Consider the following 16730-nt stretch of genomic DNA (forward strand, 5'->3'; position numbering starts at 1 on the left):
AATCTATCCATAGGCTGTTGACGTCCTTGCCCTTTAATTGCGGTCTATCCCGTCAATATCAGGTATCCGGCGGATGGCTGCGGGCTGGTGGGAAGATAAATCCTTGTTCCGATTACCACCAGGGTATAAAACTCGCTTATTGCTCATGAATGCTCAGGATGAACGTTTACCTGGGTTTCATTGAGTATAGAAGGCGTGGCAAACATGCCAGGTGATGTGTCAAAATTTTTCATATCGTGTGATACACAGCGCGCAATACGACGGCAGTCAGGAGAGTGTGCTTGTATGTAAATGATACGGTATGTCGGCTTATCTAATGTCATTCGTAAAGTTATGTCAGTTTCACGTATTAGTATGGACCGGCCGGCGGTATAAGTAAACTATCGGTATTGCAACTTGCGTATAACTGTAAATAGAAATGTACAGTTATATCCTGCCGCGGTGGGAATCTATTTCTGAGAGAAAAATCATGCTGATAGTGAGATGTGTAAATAGCGTTTTATAACGAGGCGTTGGCCTGATGCATCCCGCTATACAGAAGCATAGCGCTTTGTGACGCAGTCTATCTTCTCGTCTTGGTGAGAACCTGCCTATCCCGGTTTAGGGATATAAGGTTTTAAGTAGCGGTGTTAATATCTTCGTTAATACCAGGCCTGCTTTAGATGGCGTGGATGGCTGTCTTCAAAGAGCGTATGTGACCGCAGGAAAACGAGTTGCCGATTGATGAGGACTCATTGGAAACGCGGCGAAAATTGCTTTCGCCGCATAATGGGTTAGCGCTTTTTCCCGAAAGCTGCCGCCAGCGCATCGCTCATGGCGCTATTGCCTGATGAGGCATTATCGCGCCCGCGCGGTTTGGCTGTAGAACGAGGCTTATCGCGGGCTGGGCTCGTAGGTGCGGCGGCGCGGCGACTGCCGCTTTCACCCGGTTGCTCATCAAGGCGCATGGTGAGCGCAATGCGTTTGCGCGCCTGGTCGACCTCCAGCACTTTCACTTTCACGATATCGCCGGCCTTCACCACGGTATGCGGATCTTCGACGAACTTGTTGGAAAGTGAGGAAATGTGCACCAGCCCGTCCTGATGGACGCCGATATCCACGAACGCGCCGAAGTTAGTCACGTTCGTTACTGCGCCTTCCAGTATCATGCCGGGAAGCAGGTCGTTCAGGGTTTCCACGCCGTCGGCAAATTTAGCCGTCTTAAACTCCGGGCGCGGATCGCGGCCCGGTTTTTCCAGCTCTTTAATAATATCGGTTACCGTCGGCACGCCGAATTTCTCATCGGTAAACTCTGCCGCTTTTAAATTGCGCAGCGCGCTTCCGTTGCCCATCACATCGCGCAGCGCCTGCTGCGTGGCAGCCAGGATGCGCTCGACTACCGGATAGGCCTCCGGGTGTACGGTTGAGGCATCAAGAGGATTGTCGCCGTGGTTAATGCGCAGGAAGCCAGCGCATTGCTCAAACGCTTTCGGGCCTAACCGGCTAACATCCAGAAGCTGCTGGCGGTTACGGAACTGGCCGTGCGTGTCGCGCCACGTCACGATGTTTTGCGCCATCATACGGGTCAGTCCGGCAACGCGCGTAAGCAGCGGCACTGAGGCGGTATTGAGATCGACGCCAACGGCGTTAACGCAGTCTTCCACCACCGCATCCAATTTGCGCGCAAGCTGGTTTTGGCTTACATCGTGCTGATACTGACCAACGCCGATAGATTTGGGGTCAATCTTCACCAGTTCCGCCAGCGGGTCTTGCAGGCGCCGGGCGATAGAAACCGCGCCGCGCAGCGAGACGTCGAGATCCGGAAACTCCTGCGCCGCCAGCTCAGATGCTGAATACACCGAGGCGCCCGCCTCGCTGACAATCACTTTTTGCGCTGTAACATTGGGGAATTGTTTCTGTACATCAAGGAAGAAACGCTCGGTTTCACGCGAAGCAGTCCCGTTGCCGATGGCGACCAGCTCGACGCGGTATTTTTCGCACAGGGCGGCGACGGTGACGGCGGCTTTGGCCGCCTGGCCGGTATGCGGGTAGATCGTATCCGTGGCGACCAGTTTCCCGGTGGCATCCACTACGGCGACTTTCACGCCGGTGCGCAGGCCGGGATCGAGGCCCATAGTAGCGCGCAGCCCGGCAGGGGCGGCCATCAGTAAATCGTGCAGATTACGGGCGAACACATTAATGGCTTCGTCTTCCGCGCGCTCGCGCAGAGTGCCCATTAATTCTGTTTCCAGGTGCATCAGCACTTTGATGCGCCAGGTCCAGCTCACAACTCCTTTGCGCCAGCTGTCCGCCGGAGCGCCGTTAACACGCAGATTGAGATGCTCGGTGATGATTTGTTCGCCGCGGCTCTCTTTAGGCGGTTCATCAAATTGCGGATCGGCGTTTAATGAGAGTTGTAAAATGCCTTCGTTGCGCCCGCGGAACATCGCCAGCGCGCGGTGCGATGGCACGTTGGCAATCGGCTCATGGTGATCGAAGTAATCGCGAAACTTCGCGCCTTCAGCTTCTTTGCCGCTGACCACGGCAGAAACCAGATGCGCGTTGTTCCAGAGGTAGTGGCGCACTTTTGCCAGCAGCGCGGCGTCCTCGGCGAAGCGCTCCATGAGAATGTAGCGTGCGCCATCCAGCGCGGCTTTGACATCAGCAACGCCTTTATCGGCGTCGACATAGCGTTCGGCTTCCTGCTCCGGAGTATGCTGCGGTTCGTTCCACAGCGTATCGGCGAGCGGCTCCAGCCCGGCTTCAATGGCTATCTGGCCGCGCGTGCGGCGTTTTGGTTTGTAGGGCAGGTAGAGATCTTCAAGCTCGGTTTTACTGAGCGTGGCGTTAATTTCTGCCGCCAGCGCGTCGCTGAGTTTTCCCTGCTCGCCGATGGATTTCAGGATGGCCTGGCGCCTGTCTTCCAGTTCGCGCAGATAACCAAGGCGCGTTTCAAGCTGACGCAGCTGCGTATCATCCAGCCCGCCGGTGACCTCTTTTCGGTAACGTGCAATAAACGGCACGGTATTCCCTTCATCCAGCAGGCGCACGGCGGCGTCGACCTGTTCGGTGCGCGCCTGAAGCTCACCGGCAATAATGCGACAGAGTGAATCATTCATCATGGCTAAATTGTCATCTTAAACAGTGCGAAAAAGTCAGAGGACAGTTATACGGATTGGCAGCCTAAAATGCCAGCCGCCCGGCGCCCGGCGCGTGAATTTCGCTCTGGTTCGCAGGCACGTAACTGGCTTTCGGTGAAAGCTGGTATTCTTAACGTAAATTTCCGGTCTGCCGGTAGCGCTTCGTTGGCCAGCCGCGTATCGTCAGGCTATCTGCGCGGGCGTCTGACGGACAAAAACCGGAAAGTTATCACGATTTACTGCGCCGCCTGAAAGTCAGGGCGTAATGCAACTTTAGGATTGTCGAACGGGATATGGGCACCAAACTGATTACCCGTGAAGGGTTCAACGCGCTTAAACAGGAGCATGATTACCTGTGGAATGAGAAGCGCCCGGAGATCACGAAAATTGTTTCATGGGCGGCGAGCCTGGGCGATCGTTCTGAAAATGCCGATTACACCTACAATAAACGGCTGCTGCGCCAGATAGACCGGCGCGTGCGTTTTTTAAGAAAACTGTTGCCCGCGCTGCAAATTGTGGACTATTCGCCCCAGCAGGACGGGCGCGTTTTTTTCGGGGCGTGGGTCGAGATTGAAAATGAAGAGGGCGATGTGAAGCGCTTGCGTATTGTCGGGCCGGAAGAAATTTACGGCGGCAGAAAAGACTATATCTCCATTGATTCGCCGATGGCGCGCGCGCTGCTGAAAAAGCAGGTTGATGAGGATGTGATTGTCCCCACTCCAGACGGCGAGAAACTGTGGTTTATTAATGCGATTGACTATGAAAAACCGGGCGAGTGAAACGAAAACGAAACGAACGGATAGCATAATGCACCATTTCGCGCTGGCGCTATGTGGCCTGATAGTGTTCAGCCATCCCACTGCGGCGCAAACCATACTGTCTGAATCCCATGCGCACGCGCGCTCTACCCTGGGCCAGCGCCTGGCAGAGCTGGAACAGCGCTCTGGGGGGCGCCTGGGTGCGGCGGTTATCGATACCGCGCAGGGTGAAATTAGCGGCTGGCGCATGGATGAGCGTTTTCCGCTGTGCAGTACCAGTAAAGCGATGGCGGTTGCCGCATTATTAAAGCGCAGCGAGCGGGAGCCGGGGCTGATGTCGACGCCAAAAGCGATTACGCGCGCGGCGCTGGTAAACTATAACCCGGTTACCGAACCGGCGGTGGGTAAGACGATGACGCTGGCGGCGCTAAGTGAAGCGGCGCTGCGCTATAGCGATAACGCCGCCATGAACCTTATCCTTGATGCACTGGGCGGTCCGGCTGCAGTAACGGTGTTTGCTCGTACGCTGGGCGACGCGGCGTTTCGTCTGGATCGCCGTGAGCCCGCGCTAAATACGGCGCTGCCGGGCGATGTGCGGGACACGACTACGCCGCGAGCGATGGCGACCAGCCTGCAAAAACTGACGCTGGGAGACGCGCTCGGCGCATCCCAGCGCCATCAGTTAGTGAACTGGCTGCGTGCGAATACTACCGGTGATGCCAGTATCCGCGCGGGAATACCCGCCGGTTGGGCGGTGGGCGATAAAACCGGCAGCGGCGATTACGGTACCACTAACGATATCGCGGTTATTTGGCCGCCAGGGCGTGCGCCGCTGGTGCTAGTGACGTATTTTACCCAGACGCAGCCTTCTGCGCTTGCCCGGCGCGATGTGCTCGCCGAGGCCGCGCGCATCGTAGTGCAGGGGTTAGAAAAATAGCGGGCATGCGATTATAGGTGCGCGCGTTGAGCCATTTGCGCACAAAAATGCGGTATAACCCGCTGTTAAATATGCTTTGTAACAATTTCGCTTAGAATATATACCAGTTTTCACTGGTGGCAGCGGCGCGCTTTTTTAGAATACGTTTATCGCGTTTTATTTAACGCTCAGGGACGGAAGGCGGCACTTCGCTTCGATACCCTGTCTGTGCGAGATTATCGTGCCGCTTATACGCTCCGCTTATTTTGGCGTAGCCGCTATGTCCAATGTTAATGCACGCTGCTTCAATCAGTCTGAACCTTTGGGAGTATTACGATGCAAGAGAATTATAAGATTCTGGTTGTCGATGATGATATGCGTCTGCGTGCGCTGCTGGAGCGCTATTTGACGGAGCAGGGCTTTCAGGTTCGCAGTGTTGCTAACGCGGAGCAGATGGACCGCCTGCTAACCCGCGAGTCGTTTCATTTAATGGTGCTGGATTTAATGCTGCCCGGCGAAGACGGATTGTCCATTTGTCGCCGATTGCGCAGCCAGAGTAACCCGATGCCTATCATTATGGTGACGGCAAAAGGTGAGGAAGTAGACAGAATTGTCGGGCTGGAAATTGGCGCTGATGATTATATTCCTAAGCCATTTAACCCGCGCGAGCTACTGGCTCGTATTCGCGCCGTGCTGCGCCGCCAGGCGAGCGAACTGCCCGGCGCGCCTTCTCAGGAAGAGGCGGTGATTGCCTTCGGTAAATTTAAACTCAACCTCGGCACGCGTGAGATGTTCCGGGAAGATGAGCCGATGCCATTGACCAGCGGCGAGTTCGCGGTGTTAAAGGCGCTGGTGAGCCACCCGCGTGAACCCCTGTCGCGTGATAAGCTGATGAACCTGGCGCGTGGCCGTGAATATAGCGCGATGGAGCGCTCCATCGACGTACAGATCTCGCGCCTGCGCCGTATGGTGGAGGAAGATCCGGCGCATCCCCGCTATATTCAGACCGTATGGGGGCTTGGCTACGTTTTTGTGCCGGACGGCGCTAAGGCATGAGGCGACTGCGCTTCTCGCCGCGAAGTTCGTTCGCCCGCACGCTGCTGCTGATTGTCACGCTGCTGTTCGTCAGCCTGGTGACGACGTACCTGGTGGTTCTGAACTTCGCGATTCTACCCAGCCTTCAGCAGTTTAATAAGGTGTTGGCATACGAAGTGCGTATGCTGATGACCGATAAGCTCCAGCTTGAGGACGGCACGCAGCTAACGGTGCCGCCTGCGTTTCGTCGGGAGATTTATCGTGAGCTGGGCATTTCACTTTACACTACTGAAGCGGCGGAAGAGTCTGGTTTGCGCTGGGCGCAGCACTATGAGTTTCTGAGTCACCAGATGGGGCAGCAGTTGGGTGGGCCGACCGAGGTGCGCGTTGAGGTTAATAAAAGCTCCCCGGTGGTCTGGCTTAAAACGTGGCTCTCGCCGAATATTTGGGTGCGCGTGCCGCTGACCGAAATCCATCAGGATGATTTTTCGCCGCTGTTTCGCTATACGCTGGCGATTATGCTGCTGGCGATAGGCGGTGCATGGCTATTTATTCGTATTCAGAACCGGCCGCTGGTAGAGCTTGAACACGCGGCGATGCAGGTAGGTAAAGGTATTATTCCGCCGCCGCTGCGCGAGTACGGTGCCTCTGAGGTTCGCTCAGTGACGCGCGCCTTTAACCATATGGCGTCCGGCGTGAAGCAGCTTGCTGACGACCGCACGCTTTTGATGGCGGGGGTGAGCCACGACTTGCGCACCCCATTAACGCGGATCCGCCTGGCGACGGAGATGATGGGAGAGCAGGACGGCTATCTGGCAGAATCGATAAATAAAGATATTGAAGAATGTAATGCCATCATTGAGCAGTTTATTGATTTCCTGCGTACCGGTCAGGAAATGCCGCTGGAGAGCGCCGATCTGAACGGGGTGCTGGGAGAAGTCATTGCATCGGAAAGCGGTTACGAGCGTGAAATTGATACCGACCTGCAGGCCGGTGAAATTACGCTGCAGATTCATCCTCTGTCGATTAAGCGCGCGGCGGCTAATATGGTGGTTAATGCGGCGCGATACGGTAATGGATGGATAAAAGTTAGCAGCGGTACAGAGTTAAATCGTGCCTGGTTCCAGGTGGAGGATGACGGCCCTGGCATTGCACCCGCACAGTTAAAGCATCTGTTCCAGCCGTTTGTGCGCGGCGATAGCGCGCGCAGTACCAGCGGTACCGGGTTAGGGCTGGCGATTGTGCAGCGAATTATCGATAACCATAATGGCGCGCTGGACGTTGGCGCTAGCGAACGAGGCGGCCTGCGAATTCGCGCATGGCTCCCCATGCTGCCTGGCCGCAGCGGGCAGATGACCAAAACTAACGCGCTGCCGAAAGAGAGTTAGGCTCCGCGGTTGCACCCTAAAATAGCGCCTGCTAATAGTATCGGGCGCCTCATGTCGCATTCTGCGCTTTATTGGTGCGATATAGCTTTTATTTGCTGCGAAATCCTGGGGTTCTCAGCGATGTTACCGGCCGTTATCTACTGCGTTTCAACGCCCGCCGGAACCGGGGGGGTTAACCATGGGTGATAGCTTTATTGCGCTGGTTGCGATTCGTTTTTTGGGTTGAGGCGCGTGGGGTTTGAACTTTTCAAAATACCAGAGCGTATTATCTGGCGTGGCGATTTTCCACGTGACCAGCAGGCCACGTGGAAAATAGCATTAGCGCTGAGGCCCGGCGCTCACCAGCGCGGCGCCTGCGGGCGTATCGGTATATTTCGCGAAGTTTTCGATAAACAGCCCTGCCAGTCTTTCCGCTTTTTCCTGCCACTGTTCCTGAGAGGACCACGTCAGGCGAGGGTCGAGAATTCGCGCGTCAACGCCGGGGAGTTCCACCGGTACCGCCAGATTAAAAATGGGCAGCGTGAAGGTTTCGGCGTTATCCAGCGAGCCATCCAGAATTGCGTTAATAATGGTACGCGTATCTTTAATTGAAATGCGTTTACCGGTGCCGTTCCAGCCGGTGTTCACCAGCCATGCCTGCGCGCCTGCGGCCTGCATGCGTTTTATCAGCACTTCAGCGTATTGCGTGGGGTGCAGCGTTAAAAACGCCGCGCCAAAGCAGGCGGAGAACGTTGGCGTTGGCTCGGTAATTCCCCGCTCGGTGCCTGCGAGTTTAGCCGTGAAGCCGGATAAAAAGTGATACTGCGTCTGGCTGGCGGTCAGGCGGGACACCGGCGGCAGCACGCCGAAGGCATCTGCGGTCAGAAAGATGACTTTGGTTGCGTGGCCGGCTTTGGAAACCGGTTTAATGATATTTTCTATATGGTAGATGGGATAAGAAACGCGGGTGTTTTCCGTTTTCGTGGCGTCGTCAAAGTCTATGCTGCCATCTGCGCGCACGGTCACGTTCTCCAGCAGCGCGTCGCGGCGGATCGCGTGGTAAATTTCTGGCTCTGCGGTTTCTGATAGTCGGATAGTTTTCGCGTAGCAGCCGCCTTCAAAATTGAAGACGCCGTCATCGTCCCAGCCGTGTTCATCGTCACCGATAAGGCGCCGTTTCGGATCGGTAGAAAGCGTTGTTTTGCCGGTTCCGGACAGCCCGAAGAACACCGCGACATCGCCTTTTTCTCCCACGTTGGCGGAGCAGTGCATAGCCGCGATACCGCGCAGCGGCAGCAGGTAGTTCATGATAGAGAACATGCCTTTTTTCATTTCACCGCCGTACCAGGTGCCGCCGATAAGCTGCATGCGCTCGGTCAGATTAAAGGCGACGAAGTTCTCTGAGTTCATGCCCTGTTCCCGCCACTGGGGGTTAGTGCATTTTGCGCCGTTAATCACGATGAAGTCAGGCTCGAAGCTTGCAAGCTCCTCTGTCGAAGGGCGGATAAACATGTTTTTGACGAAATGCGCCTGCCAGGCGACTTCGGTAATAAAGCGAACCGCAAGCCGGGTATCGGCATTCGCGCCGCAGTAGGCATCTATCACAAACAGGCGCTTGCCAGAAAGCTCTTGGGTGACTAACCCTTTCAGATGATGCCAGGTTTCCGGGGACAGGGGTTTATTATCATTTTTCCCTTTGCCTTTATCCGCCCACCATAAAGTCTCACGCGTGGTATCGTCGCGAACGATGTATTTATCTTTCGGGGAACGGCCGGTAAAAATGCCGGTATCCACCGCGACGGCACCGAGATTGGTTAGCGTGCCGCGCTCAAAACCGCTCAGTTCGGGATTGAGTTCTTCCTGATACAAAGTGTCGTAATCGGGGTTATGCACAATGTCGGTAACGTCTTGAATACCGTATTGAGCGAGATCCTGCGGGAGTAAACCTGTACCGCGCATACCACTGCTCCTTAGCTTATCAATACTTATAAAGAGTGTAGGGTTGTTTATAGATTGTTAACCGCGACGAGCCTCAAAAACGTGCATTACGGCAGAATATTTCACGCCAAAAGCGTTGTTAAGCGCCTGTACGCGGTATCTGTAAGTATGCCAGTGTTTTGCACCAGATTACGCAAAGAACGTCGAATATGTTAACGAGAAGTGATTTGAAGTGTAATTTTGTGAGGGTAAGCGCTTTCTTTATTTTTATGAGAGAAAATACCCCGCGATCGGGCGCGGGGTAGGGCTATCAGTCAGTGAATATTCGGCGCCGGATCGGCATTGTTGCTGCGAATATCCAGGATATCCTGCGGTGAAAAACGGTAATGGCTGCCGCAATAATCGCAGTGCATATCGATTTCTCCGTCCTCAGCCAGGATGGTATCTACTTCGCTCTGGTCAAGTGTTTGTAGTACGCTCGCGCAGCGTTCCCTTGAGCAGGTGCACTTAAATTCAACCGCCTGAGGTTCGTAAATGACAACCTCTTCTTCATGATAGAGGCGCCATAACACATCGTTGGCGGGCAGGGTGAGCAGCTCTTCCGCTTTTATTGTTTCGGTTAGCGTCGCCAGATGTGAGAAATCATCGGCGTTGGTTTCCTGCGCAGGCATGACCTGTAGCAGCATACCGCCTGCTGCAGGCTTACCGTCGGCTTCGCCCAGCCGGATGAACATGCGGGTTGGCAATTGCTCAGAACGCATAAAGTAATCTTCCAGACACTCCGCCAGCGTTTCACCTTCCAGCCCAACAACGCCCTGGTAGCGCTCGCCTTCGCTGGGGGTGATGGTTATTACCAGATAACCGTTGCCGACAAGCTGTTTCAGCGTGGCGTTTTCTGGCACGGTGTCTTTGAAACGGGCGACTCCGCGCATTTGCTGCAGGTTATTGCCATTGATGACCGCCATCGTGAGCGGGCCGTCGCCCTGGAGTTGAACGGTAATATCGCCTGCGAATTTCAACGTTGCGGTCAGCAGGCTGGTTGCTACCAGCAGTTCGCCGAGAATATTGCGCACCGGTAGCGGGTAATCGTGGTTTTCGATTATCTGCTGCCAGGTGTCGGAAACGGTAACCAGCTCGCCGCGCACGGCGTGGTTTTTAAACAGATAGCGATGTAGTTGGTCGTTTTGAGCCATTTTCTCTCTCCAGGCGAGCTATTCGCGCTCGCCGTACTTAAATTTTATTAGGCTGCGGCGCTCCTTTTTATCCGGACGTCGCTCCGGATTAGGCATGCTCAACGCATTGAGTTTGCGCGCCAGGGTGATTTTTTCGCGATTTTCGATACTCTGCGGCGTTTCTTCATACAATAGCGCCGCTTCGCTGGCCGGGCGGCGCTGGCTATTAAACGCTTTAATGACGATTTCCCGCACGTCATTGCCCTGACGCAGGGTGAGGACGGCATTCAGTTCGACGATTTTCCCAGGCTTACTGCGCTGGCCGTTGTAGTGCACTTTGCCGCCTTCAATCATTTCCCTGGCCAGTGCGCGCGTTTTGTAAATGCGCGCGGCCCATAGCCACTTATCCAGGCGTACTGCGTCGGTAGATGTTTCTTTCATGCTGGCTCCGACCTGGCAGAATGCGGCACCGGTTCACGTGCCAATCCTAACCCTGCTTCAATACTGTAAAGTGGGTATGCAGCAGCCGCTTATCACCGGTGCGTTACAGAAAACGCGCTGCTGGCGAGCGGCTGCCTGCCTCTCTTTTGGATAAAACAATGTATGGGTGGAATTTCATAAATCAAGCCGCGCTGGAAATTAGCCGCTGGCTGGTGGTAGCCGATACAGGCAGTGTAGCGCATTTTGCTAATGGCGGGCTGATACCGCCTGCAGGGCAGGCGCGCTGCCGGACGTAAAGCAGACGCGCGTTTATAGTCCGGCTGGCGGTTCCGCCGGCGGCAGCAGCTGTGGGTTAAAACAGTGTTCATAGTATTGCTGAATTGCCGTCAGGCGCCGATTGCTGAGACGGTAGCGCTTGACGGCCATTAACGCGTTGTAGAGTAGTGTTATGATAAGCGCCAGCAGGAGCAGTGAAGTGCCCGCATAGCGCCACAGACTCATACTGTCCGGAATGCTGTGCATAGTGATATGGTGCGTGCCGTTTGCATCAAGCTGGATACTGGTGATAACACCTTCCGCATTAAACGGGGTATTCATAAGTATTTCGGCCAGCCGACGAAACTCGCGCCACTGCTCAGGTGGTGGATAATCGTAAAGCGCCATCGGTGGTAAAGGCTGATCTACCAGATCGGTGCCCTCATCGCTAATGATGACAAAGCCACCCGGAGCCGGGCTGTCGAGAGATTTTGCTGCGCGCAGGGTTTCATCCATAAAAAACTGGCGGGTGGCGCTATTGACCAGCGTGTCCAGTAACTCTGCGCTGCTCGGGCGCATCAGCACATTAATGCCAGATAGCCTCCCGCTGCGCGCGCTGCGCGTCAGGCTGTCCCAGTCGTCTTTACTTCCCAAATTGACCAGCGCTTTTTTCAGCCGCGCACAGTCCTCCTTCCCGATACACAGCGCCTGTGTTTTTTGCACAATGTCGGCAAAATTATCCAGTAATACCATTCCGGATTTCTGAATCGCGGTGGCTAGCTGTGGGTTCACTTTGCTGTCTGCATGGTTTTGTGGGTGAAGCTGCATGTTAACGGTATCGCTAAGCGCCATAGCTTTATCGACGATGTCCGATTCTGGTAGCGGCATAGGGCGCGCCGTATTCCAAATAATTTGCGAGCAATCGAAAGGCATAAAAGGGGAGGTTTGACGAAAGGTGTAGGAAACACCCATATGAATGCGGCAAGTGCCGTTGCCGTTCACCCGCAGTGTGTCGCCGACGCGCAGGTGCACCTTTTCTAGCTGCGAAACGCTGGTTGCCGTTACGGTTTGTGCACCCTTAAGCCACGACAGCGTCATTTTTAACGGCATATCCAGCGGTGCCCAGATAATCAGCATAATCAGTACTAGCAGTGCGCCACAGGCGATAACCAGACTACGTAGCCAGTATTGCAGCGGAAAGTTTTTCACTTCATCGCGTAGTGATAAAAACTTCCCCTGTCGCACCACGTGGCGATCGAGATAAATATCGATATCCGTTTTATGGCCGAGGTCGTGCACGATAAAAGGCTGCCAGTGGCGGGGATACAATAAGTCTATGATGCCTAAAGAAATATTATTGACTTCATCTTTGTCCGATTCGCCGAATAAATCCCAGCGTTTTGGCGTGCCGTGCAGGCAGTGGATCTCCCGCAGCGTGTTCTTTGCCGGTGAGGCAACTAACCCCCACACGCCGGCGGCCAGCAGGGCGATAGCGCCCCCAAGAAGCCACGGCAAAATAATATCCGGACCAACCAGGCAAAGAAAGAATAGCGCCATCGCGGCTACAATAAGGAAGGCCTCACGCAGCCCGTTCGGGCGACTGAGGGCGTATTCTTCGCGGCTTTCCTGGCGAATATTCAGTAATTCTATTTGTTCGCTTTCTTCGCCGCGCATAGAGGCGCTGAGCCCATTGCTGTGCTCCAGTTCGAGCGTCTCCGACCGATTGCGATACTCCGGCAGCGTGTGGCCGTTAAGCGAAATAACCAGCGGCATTCCGCTAGTTGGGATCAATTCAACCTGATTATCGCTGGTAATGTAGGGTTCCCAGAACGGCGGCAGATGAACTTCAAGCGCGTCCAGATAATAACGCCATTTATGCGGCGCGTCGGTTGAAAGCCCATAGCGCGTGATAGCGCGAGACACGCATATTACATTGCTGCTTTCTGTGCATAACGTGAGAGGCGCCGACGCCGGGCTGGAGCCCGATGGGGGAATGTTCTGATGCGCGCTGGCCAGTGCTGCCAGATAGTGTTCGACTTCTGCACGCTCTTCAGGAGATAACTTGCGGGTAGACGCGCCGGTGAGCGTTTGTAATCCCTGGCTGGCGCGAATGCGCAGACGCCGCCACATCACTCCCCCGGCGATAGCAAGGCAGGCGAGCATCGCTGCGGCAAACAGAGTAATCATGCTCATGTTTTTCCTGCCCAAGTGTCATTTTTTTTCACGCGCAGCAAATGATAACCCTTTGTAAAATGTCAGCGTTATAAACCAGCGGCAGCACGTCGCATTACACGCAGGTATATTTCTGGCACACAGACGGTAGCCCGATGCTAGCAAACTTCGATATGCTGAAATATCAGCAGATTCTCAAACTGAATGCAACTACTTGACAAGATTGCTTTTTACGCGGAATGAATACCCTTTAGGTTATGCAAATGTAAAGAAAAAGCGATTTGCATTGCTCAAAGCGTGCGCCATGCCGCACAATATTGCCTGTTTCACCCTTTGGGCCGTACTTAAATGACGAATTTGCAAAAACCAAAACTCCTCAGCGTTGACACTGTCGCCCGCTCTCAGCTCTTTACCATCGAATCCGTAAGCCTTGAGTTCAGCAACGGCGCGCGCCGCGTCTACGAACGTATGCGCCCCTCGGGAAGAGAAGCGGTGATGATTGTACCGATTGTGGACGACCATCTCATACTGATCCGCGAATATACGGTTGGCACAGAGAGCTATGAATTGGGTTTTCCCAAAGGGTTAATGGATGCCGGAGAGACCGTGAATGAAGCGGCAAATCGGGAATTAAAAGAAGAGGTGGGGTTTGGCGCCCAGCGGTTTACTTTTTTGAAGAAAGTAGGAATGGCGCCTTCTTATTTCTCAAGCCAAATGAATATTGTCATCGGCGAAGGGCTATATCCCGAATCTTTGCAAGGCGATGAGCCTGAACCTTTGCCCCAGCTTCGCTGGCCGCTGGAAAATATGATGGCACTGCTGGAAGACGCTGATTTTTCAGAAGGGCGCAATATTAGCGCACTGTTCCTTGCCAGAGAGTGGCTCAGGCAGCAGGGGCGGCTCTAAATAAAAAAAGGCGCTCTGATTAAGAGCGCCTGCGACGTTAAAATAATTCCTGAGCTTCGCCGTCATTATTCATAATGGTGGTGCCCACTTCGCGTATGGCCTGATGCGTGGGCTGCGTTCCTTCAATAAAATACTCATCCTGACTGTTTCCGCCGCCGGCCAGCTGGCCCGTTGAACGATCTATTTTGACGGTAATAACGCCCGGCGGCGGCGTTAACGCCTCTTCAGGAACGCCCTGCAGTACGGCTGCCATAAAGCTATCCCATGCCGGCTGCGCGCTTTTGGCCCCGCCTTCATAGCCCGAAATCTGATCCTTAATAGCGCCAGAAGCCGTTGTGCGGCCAAGATTGCGTCTGTGGTCGTCAAACCCTATCCAGACAGATGCGACGACGCCCGGCCCATACCCGGAAAACCAGGCATCTTTAGAGCTATTGGTGGTGCCGGTTTTGCCGCCGATATCGCGGCGTTTAACGTCGCGCGCCGCGCGCCAGCCCGTGCCCTGCCAGCCTGGTTCGCCATATACATTGGTGTTTAGCGCGCTTTTCATCAGGAAGGTCAGCGGCGTATTGATAACATGGGGCGCATATTGCGGCGCAGGGCTTTGAGCCACCAGGTTTTGATTCGCCTGCTGCAACTGAGGCTGCGGCACGCCAAAATTACGCCCATCGTCTGAGGTTGTGACGTCTTCCAGACTCTGACTATCAAGCGTGGCCGATTTTTGTGTATCGCCATAAATCACAGGAATATTACATTCCGTGCAGGCGATTTTCGGGCGCTCTTCAAAGATGGTTTCCCCTTGCTCATTCACAATTCGCTGAATAAACCAGGGATCGACCAGGAAGCCGCCGTTTGCTATCACGGCATAGCCTCGCGCTACCTGAAGCGGCGTAAATGACGCTGAGCCCAGCGCCAGCGATTCAGTGCGAACAATGTTCTGTGCCGGGAAACCAAAGCGCTGAAGGTATTCCGCGGCGTAGTCAACGCCCATTGAGCGCATAGCTCGTACCATAACCACGTTTTTGGATTGCCCCAGCCCCTGGCGCAGGCGGATAGGCCCGGCATATTGCGGCGGCGAGTTTTTGGGTCGCCAGTCCGTGCCCGACCCCGCATCCCAGCGTGAAATAGGCGCATCATTAAGGATACTGGAGAGCGTGAGGCCTTTATCCATCGCCGCAGTGTACAGGAACGGTTTGATATTTGAGCCTACCTGACGCAATGCCTGGGTGGCGCGGTTGAACTTACTCAAATTAAAATCGAACCCGCCGACGAGCGCAATGAGCGAGCCATCGTGTGGGTTTAATGAGACCAGCGCTGAATTAACGTTAGGCACTTGCCCCAGTAGCCAGGCGCTGTCTGCTTTACGCACCCAGATTTGCTGCCCGCGCTGTAGGACATCCGTCACTTTACGCGGCGTGGGGCCTTGCTGAGTATCGGATCTATAGGGTCTGGCCCAGCGCACGCTTTGCATATTCAGCGTAATACTATCGCCATTGGCCAACAGCGCAGTACTCTCACTGGCGTTTGCCGAAATAACTGCGGCGGGTAATAGCGGCCCATAGGTGGGCAATTTCTTCAGCGCTTCAATGAGCTGCTCTTGGGTGAGCGGTAAATCGCCAGCTTCCCAGAAGTGGCCAGCCGGCCCGCGGTAGCCGTGGCGCATATCGTAGGCCAGCACATTATTGTGTAATGCATTTTGCGCAGCTTCCTGAACCTTGCGCGTAACGGTGGTATAAACCCGATAGCCATCATTATAGGCATCTTCGCCATAGCGCTTGACCATTTCCTGGCGCACCATTTCGGTCAGATAAGGTGCCGAGAAGGCAATTTCAGGCGCGTGATAATTAGCATTTATGGACTCCGATCGCGCCATTTCGTACTGTGCCTGCGTGATATACCCTTCATTTAACATGCGGGTAAGTACCACGTTGCGTCGCGCCGTCGCACGCTCTGGCGAATAGAGCGGATTAAATGTGGAAGGCGCTTTAGGCAGCCCCGCAATCATCGCTATTTCAGACAGAGTGAGGTTGTCCGGGCTTTTCCCGAAATAAACCTGCGCGGCAGCGCCCACGCCGTAAGCGCGGTAGCCGAGATAGATTTTGTTCAGGTACAGCTCCATAATTTCATCTTTATTAAGCAATTGCTCAATGCGGATAGCCAGAAACGCTTCCTTTATTTTCCGTATCAGGGTTCTTTCCGGGCTGAGGAAAAAGTTACGGGCGAGCTGCTGAGTAATTGTGCTGGCTCCCTGAGAGGCATGGCCGGAAAACAGGGCAATACTGGCCGCACGGAAAATACCGATAGGATCGACGCCGTGATGCTCATAAAAACGGCTGTCTTCCGTGGCAATGAAGGCTTTCACCATTTCTGGCGGGATTTTATCGAGCTTAAGCGGAATGCGCCGCTTTTCCCCATATTGGGCCATAAGCTCGCCGTCCGCGCTAAATACCTGCATGGGGATCTGAAGGCGAACATCTTTAAGGGTGGCTACGTCGGGTAGCTGCGGTTCGACAAATTTATACAACCCGTATATCGAACCTGCCCCCAGCAGGATGCAACACACTGCAAGAATCAATAAATACTTTACGAACTTCACTCTGCATTTCCCATTTCGTTTCGGCTGGGCAGTTTATAAACAAACGCGCGGTAGTATA

General features: G+C 54.4%; 11 protein-coding genes. 5 read left to right on the forward strand and 6 right to left on the reverse strand.

The window, feature by feature from the left end:
- Positions 1 to 773 precede the first annotated feature (773 nt).
- Positions 774 to 3101 carry a Tex family protein gene (locus SFA31_RS04475; RefSeq protein ID WP_322836901.1) on the reverse strand — a complete coding sequence of 776 codons (2328 nt, stop codon included), beginning with the start codon at positions 3099 to 3101 and terminating at the stop codon, positions 774 to 776.
- Between the two features lie 311 nt (positions 3102 to 3412).
- Between SFA31_RS04475 and greB the strand changes: the two genes are divergently transcribed.
- The 4 genes from greB to envZ all read left to right on the forward strand — a co-directional run bounded on the left by greB (position 3413) and on the right by envZ (position 7216).
- Complete coding sequence (gene greB, locus SFA31_RS04480; RefSeq protein ID WP_322836902.1) at positions 3413 to 3898, forward strand: transcription elongation factor GreB; 486 nt, start codon at positions 3413 to 3415, stop codon at positions 3896 to 3898.
- Positions 3879 to 4814: a class A beta-lactamase gene (gene bla, locus SFA31_RS04485; RefSeq protein ID WP_322839289.1), complete on the forward strand. Its 936-nt coding sequence runs from the start codon at positions 3879 to 3881 to the stop codon at positions 4812 to 4814. The genes greB and bla overlap by 20 nt, the downstream gene beginning before the upstream one ends.
- 315 nt (positions 4815 to 5129) lie before the next feature.
- Positions 5130 to 5849, forward strand: coding sequence for a two-component system response regulator OmpR (ompR, locus tag SFA31_RS04490; protein ID WP_322836903.1), 720 nt, complete (start codon positions 5130 to 5132; stop codon positions 5847 to 5849).
- Positions 5846 to 7216: a two-component system sensor histidine kinase EnvZ gene (gene envZ, locus SFA31_RS04495; protein ID WP_322836904.1), complete on the forward strand. Its 1371-nt coding sequence runs from the start codon at positions 5846 to 5848 to the stop codon at positions 7214 to 7216. The genes ompR and envZ overlap by 4 nt, the downstream gene beginning before the upstream one ends.
- A gap of 318 nt (positions 7217 to 7534) precedes the next feature.
- Here envZ and pckA read toward each other — a convergent pair whose 3' ends face one another.
- From pckA to SFA31_RS04515, 4 genes are all read right to left on the reverse strand, one after another.
- Positions 7535 to 9154: a phosphoenolpyruvate carboxykinase (ATP) gene (gene pckA, locus SFA31_RS04500; RefSeq protein WP_322836905.1), complete on the reverse strand. Its 1620-nt coding sequence runs from the start codon at positions 9152 to 9154 to the stop codon at positions 7535 to 7537.
- Positions 9155 to 9447: 293 nt separating this feature from the next.
- Positions 9448 to 10326: an Hsp33 family molecular chaperone HslO gene (gene hslO / locus SFA31_RS04505; RefSeq protein ID WP_322836906.1), complete on the reverse strand. Its 879-nt coding sequence runs from the start codon at positions 10324 to 10326 to the stop codon at positions 9448 to 9450.
- A gap of 18 nt (positions 10327 to 10344) precedes the next feature.
- A complete protein-coding gene (hslR, locus tag SFA31_RS04510; protein ID WP_322836907.1) occupies positions 10345 to 10746 on the reverse strand; it encodes a ribosome-associated heat shock protein Hsp15 in 402 nt (133 codons plus the stop codon).
- A gap of 309 nt (positions 10747 to 11055) precedes the next feature.
- Positions 11056 to 13194 (reverse strand): IgaA/UmoB family intracellular growth attenuator, encoded by a 2139-nt coding sequence (locus tag SFA31_RS04515; RefSeq protein WP_322836908.1) that lies wholly within the window; start codon positions 13192 to 13194, stop codon positions 11056 to 11058.
- A 327-nt stretch (positions 13195 to 13521) separates the two neighbouring features.
- Between SFA31_RS04515 and nudE the strand changes: the two genes are divergently transcribed.
- The gene (nudE, locus tag SFA31_RS04520) at positions 13522 to 14079 is read left to right on the forward strand and encodes an ADP compounds hydrolase NudE (protein WP_322836909.1); all 558 of its coding nucleotides are present in this window, start codon (positions 13522 to 13524) and stop codon (positions 14077 to 14079) included.
- 37 nt (positions 14080 to 14116) lie between these two features.
- Here nudE and mrcA read toward each other — a convergent pair whose 3' ends face one another.
- Positions 14117 to 16672 carry a peptidoglycan glycosyltransferase/peptidoglycan DD-transpeptidase MrcA gene (gene mrcA, locus SFA31_RS04525; protein WP_322836910.1) on the reverse strand — a complete coding sequence of 852 codons (2556 nt, stop codon included), beginning with the start codon at positions 16670 to 16672 and terminating at the stop codon, positions 14117 to 14119.
- Between the last annotated feature and the right edge of the window lie 58 nt (positions 16673 to 16730).

The organism is Erwinia sp. HR93, from assembly GCF_034555055.1.
In the GTDB taxonomy this organism is placed as follows: domain Bacteria; phylum Pseudomonadota; class Gammaproteobacteria; order Enterobacterales; family Enterobacteriaceae; genus Apirhabdus; species Apirhabdus apintestini.

Bases quoted from the DNA above. Each gene is read 5' to 3' on its own strand.
- SFA31_RS04475 (WP_322836901.1), bottom strand. From the start codon at position 3,101: ATGATGAATGATTCACTCTGTCGCATTATTGCCGGTGAGCTTCAGGCG.
- greB (WP_322836902.1), top strand. From the start codon at position 3,413: ATGGGCACCAAACTGATTACCCGTGAAGGGTTCAACGCGCTTAAACAG.
- bla (WP_322839289.1), top strand. From the start codon at position 3,879: ATGAAAAACCGGGCGAGTGAAACGAAAACGAAACGAACGGATAGCATA.
- ompR (WP_322836903.1), top strand. From the start codon at position 5,130: ATGCAAGAGAATTATAAGATTCTGGTTGTCGATGATGATATGCGTCTG.
- envZ (WP_322836904.1), top strand. From the start codon at position 5,846: ATGAGGCGACTGCGCTTCTCGCCGCGAAGTTCGTTCGCCCGCACGCTG.
- pckA (WP_322836905.1), bottom strand. From the start codon at position 9,154: ATGCGCGGTACAGGTTTACTCCCGCAGGATCTCGCTCAATACGGTATT.
- hslO (WP_322836906.1), bottom strand. From the start codon at position 10,326: ATGGCTCAAAACGACCAACTACATCGCTATCTGTTTAAAAACCACGCC.
- hslR (WP_322836907.1), bottom strand. From the start codon at position 10,746: ATGAAAGAAACATCTACCGACGCAGTACGCCTGGATAAGTGGCTATGG.
- SFA31_RS04515 (WP_322836908.1), bottom strand. From the start codon at position 13,194: ATGAGCATGATTACTCTGTTTGCCGCAGCGATGCTCGCCTGCCTTGCT.
- nudE (WP_322836909.1), top strand. From the start codon at position 13,522: ATGACGAATTTGCAAAAACCAAAACTCCTCAGCGTTGACACTGTCGCC.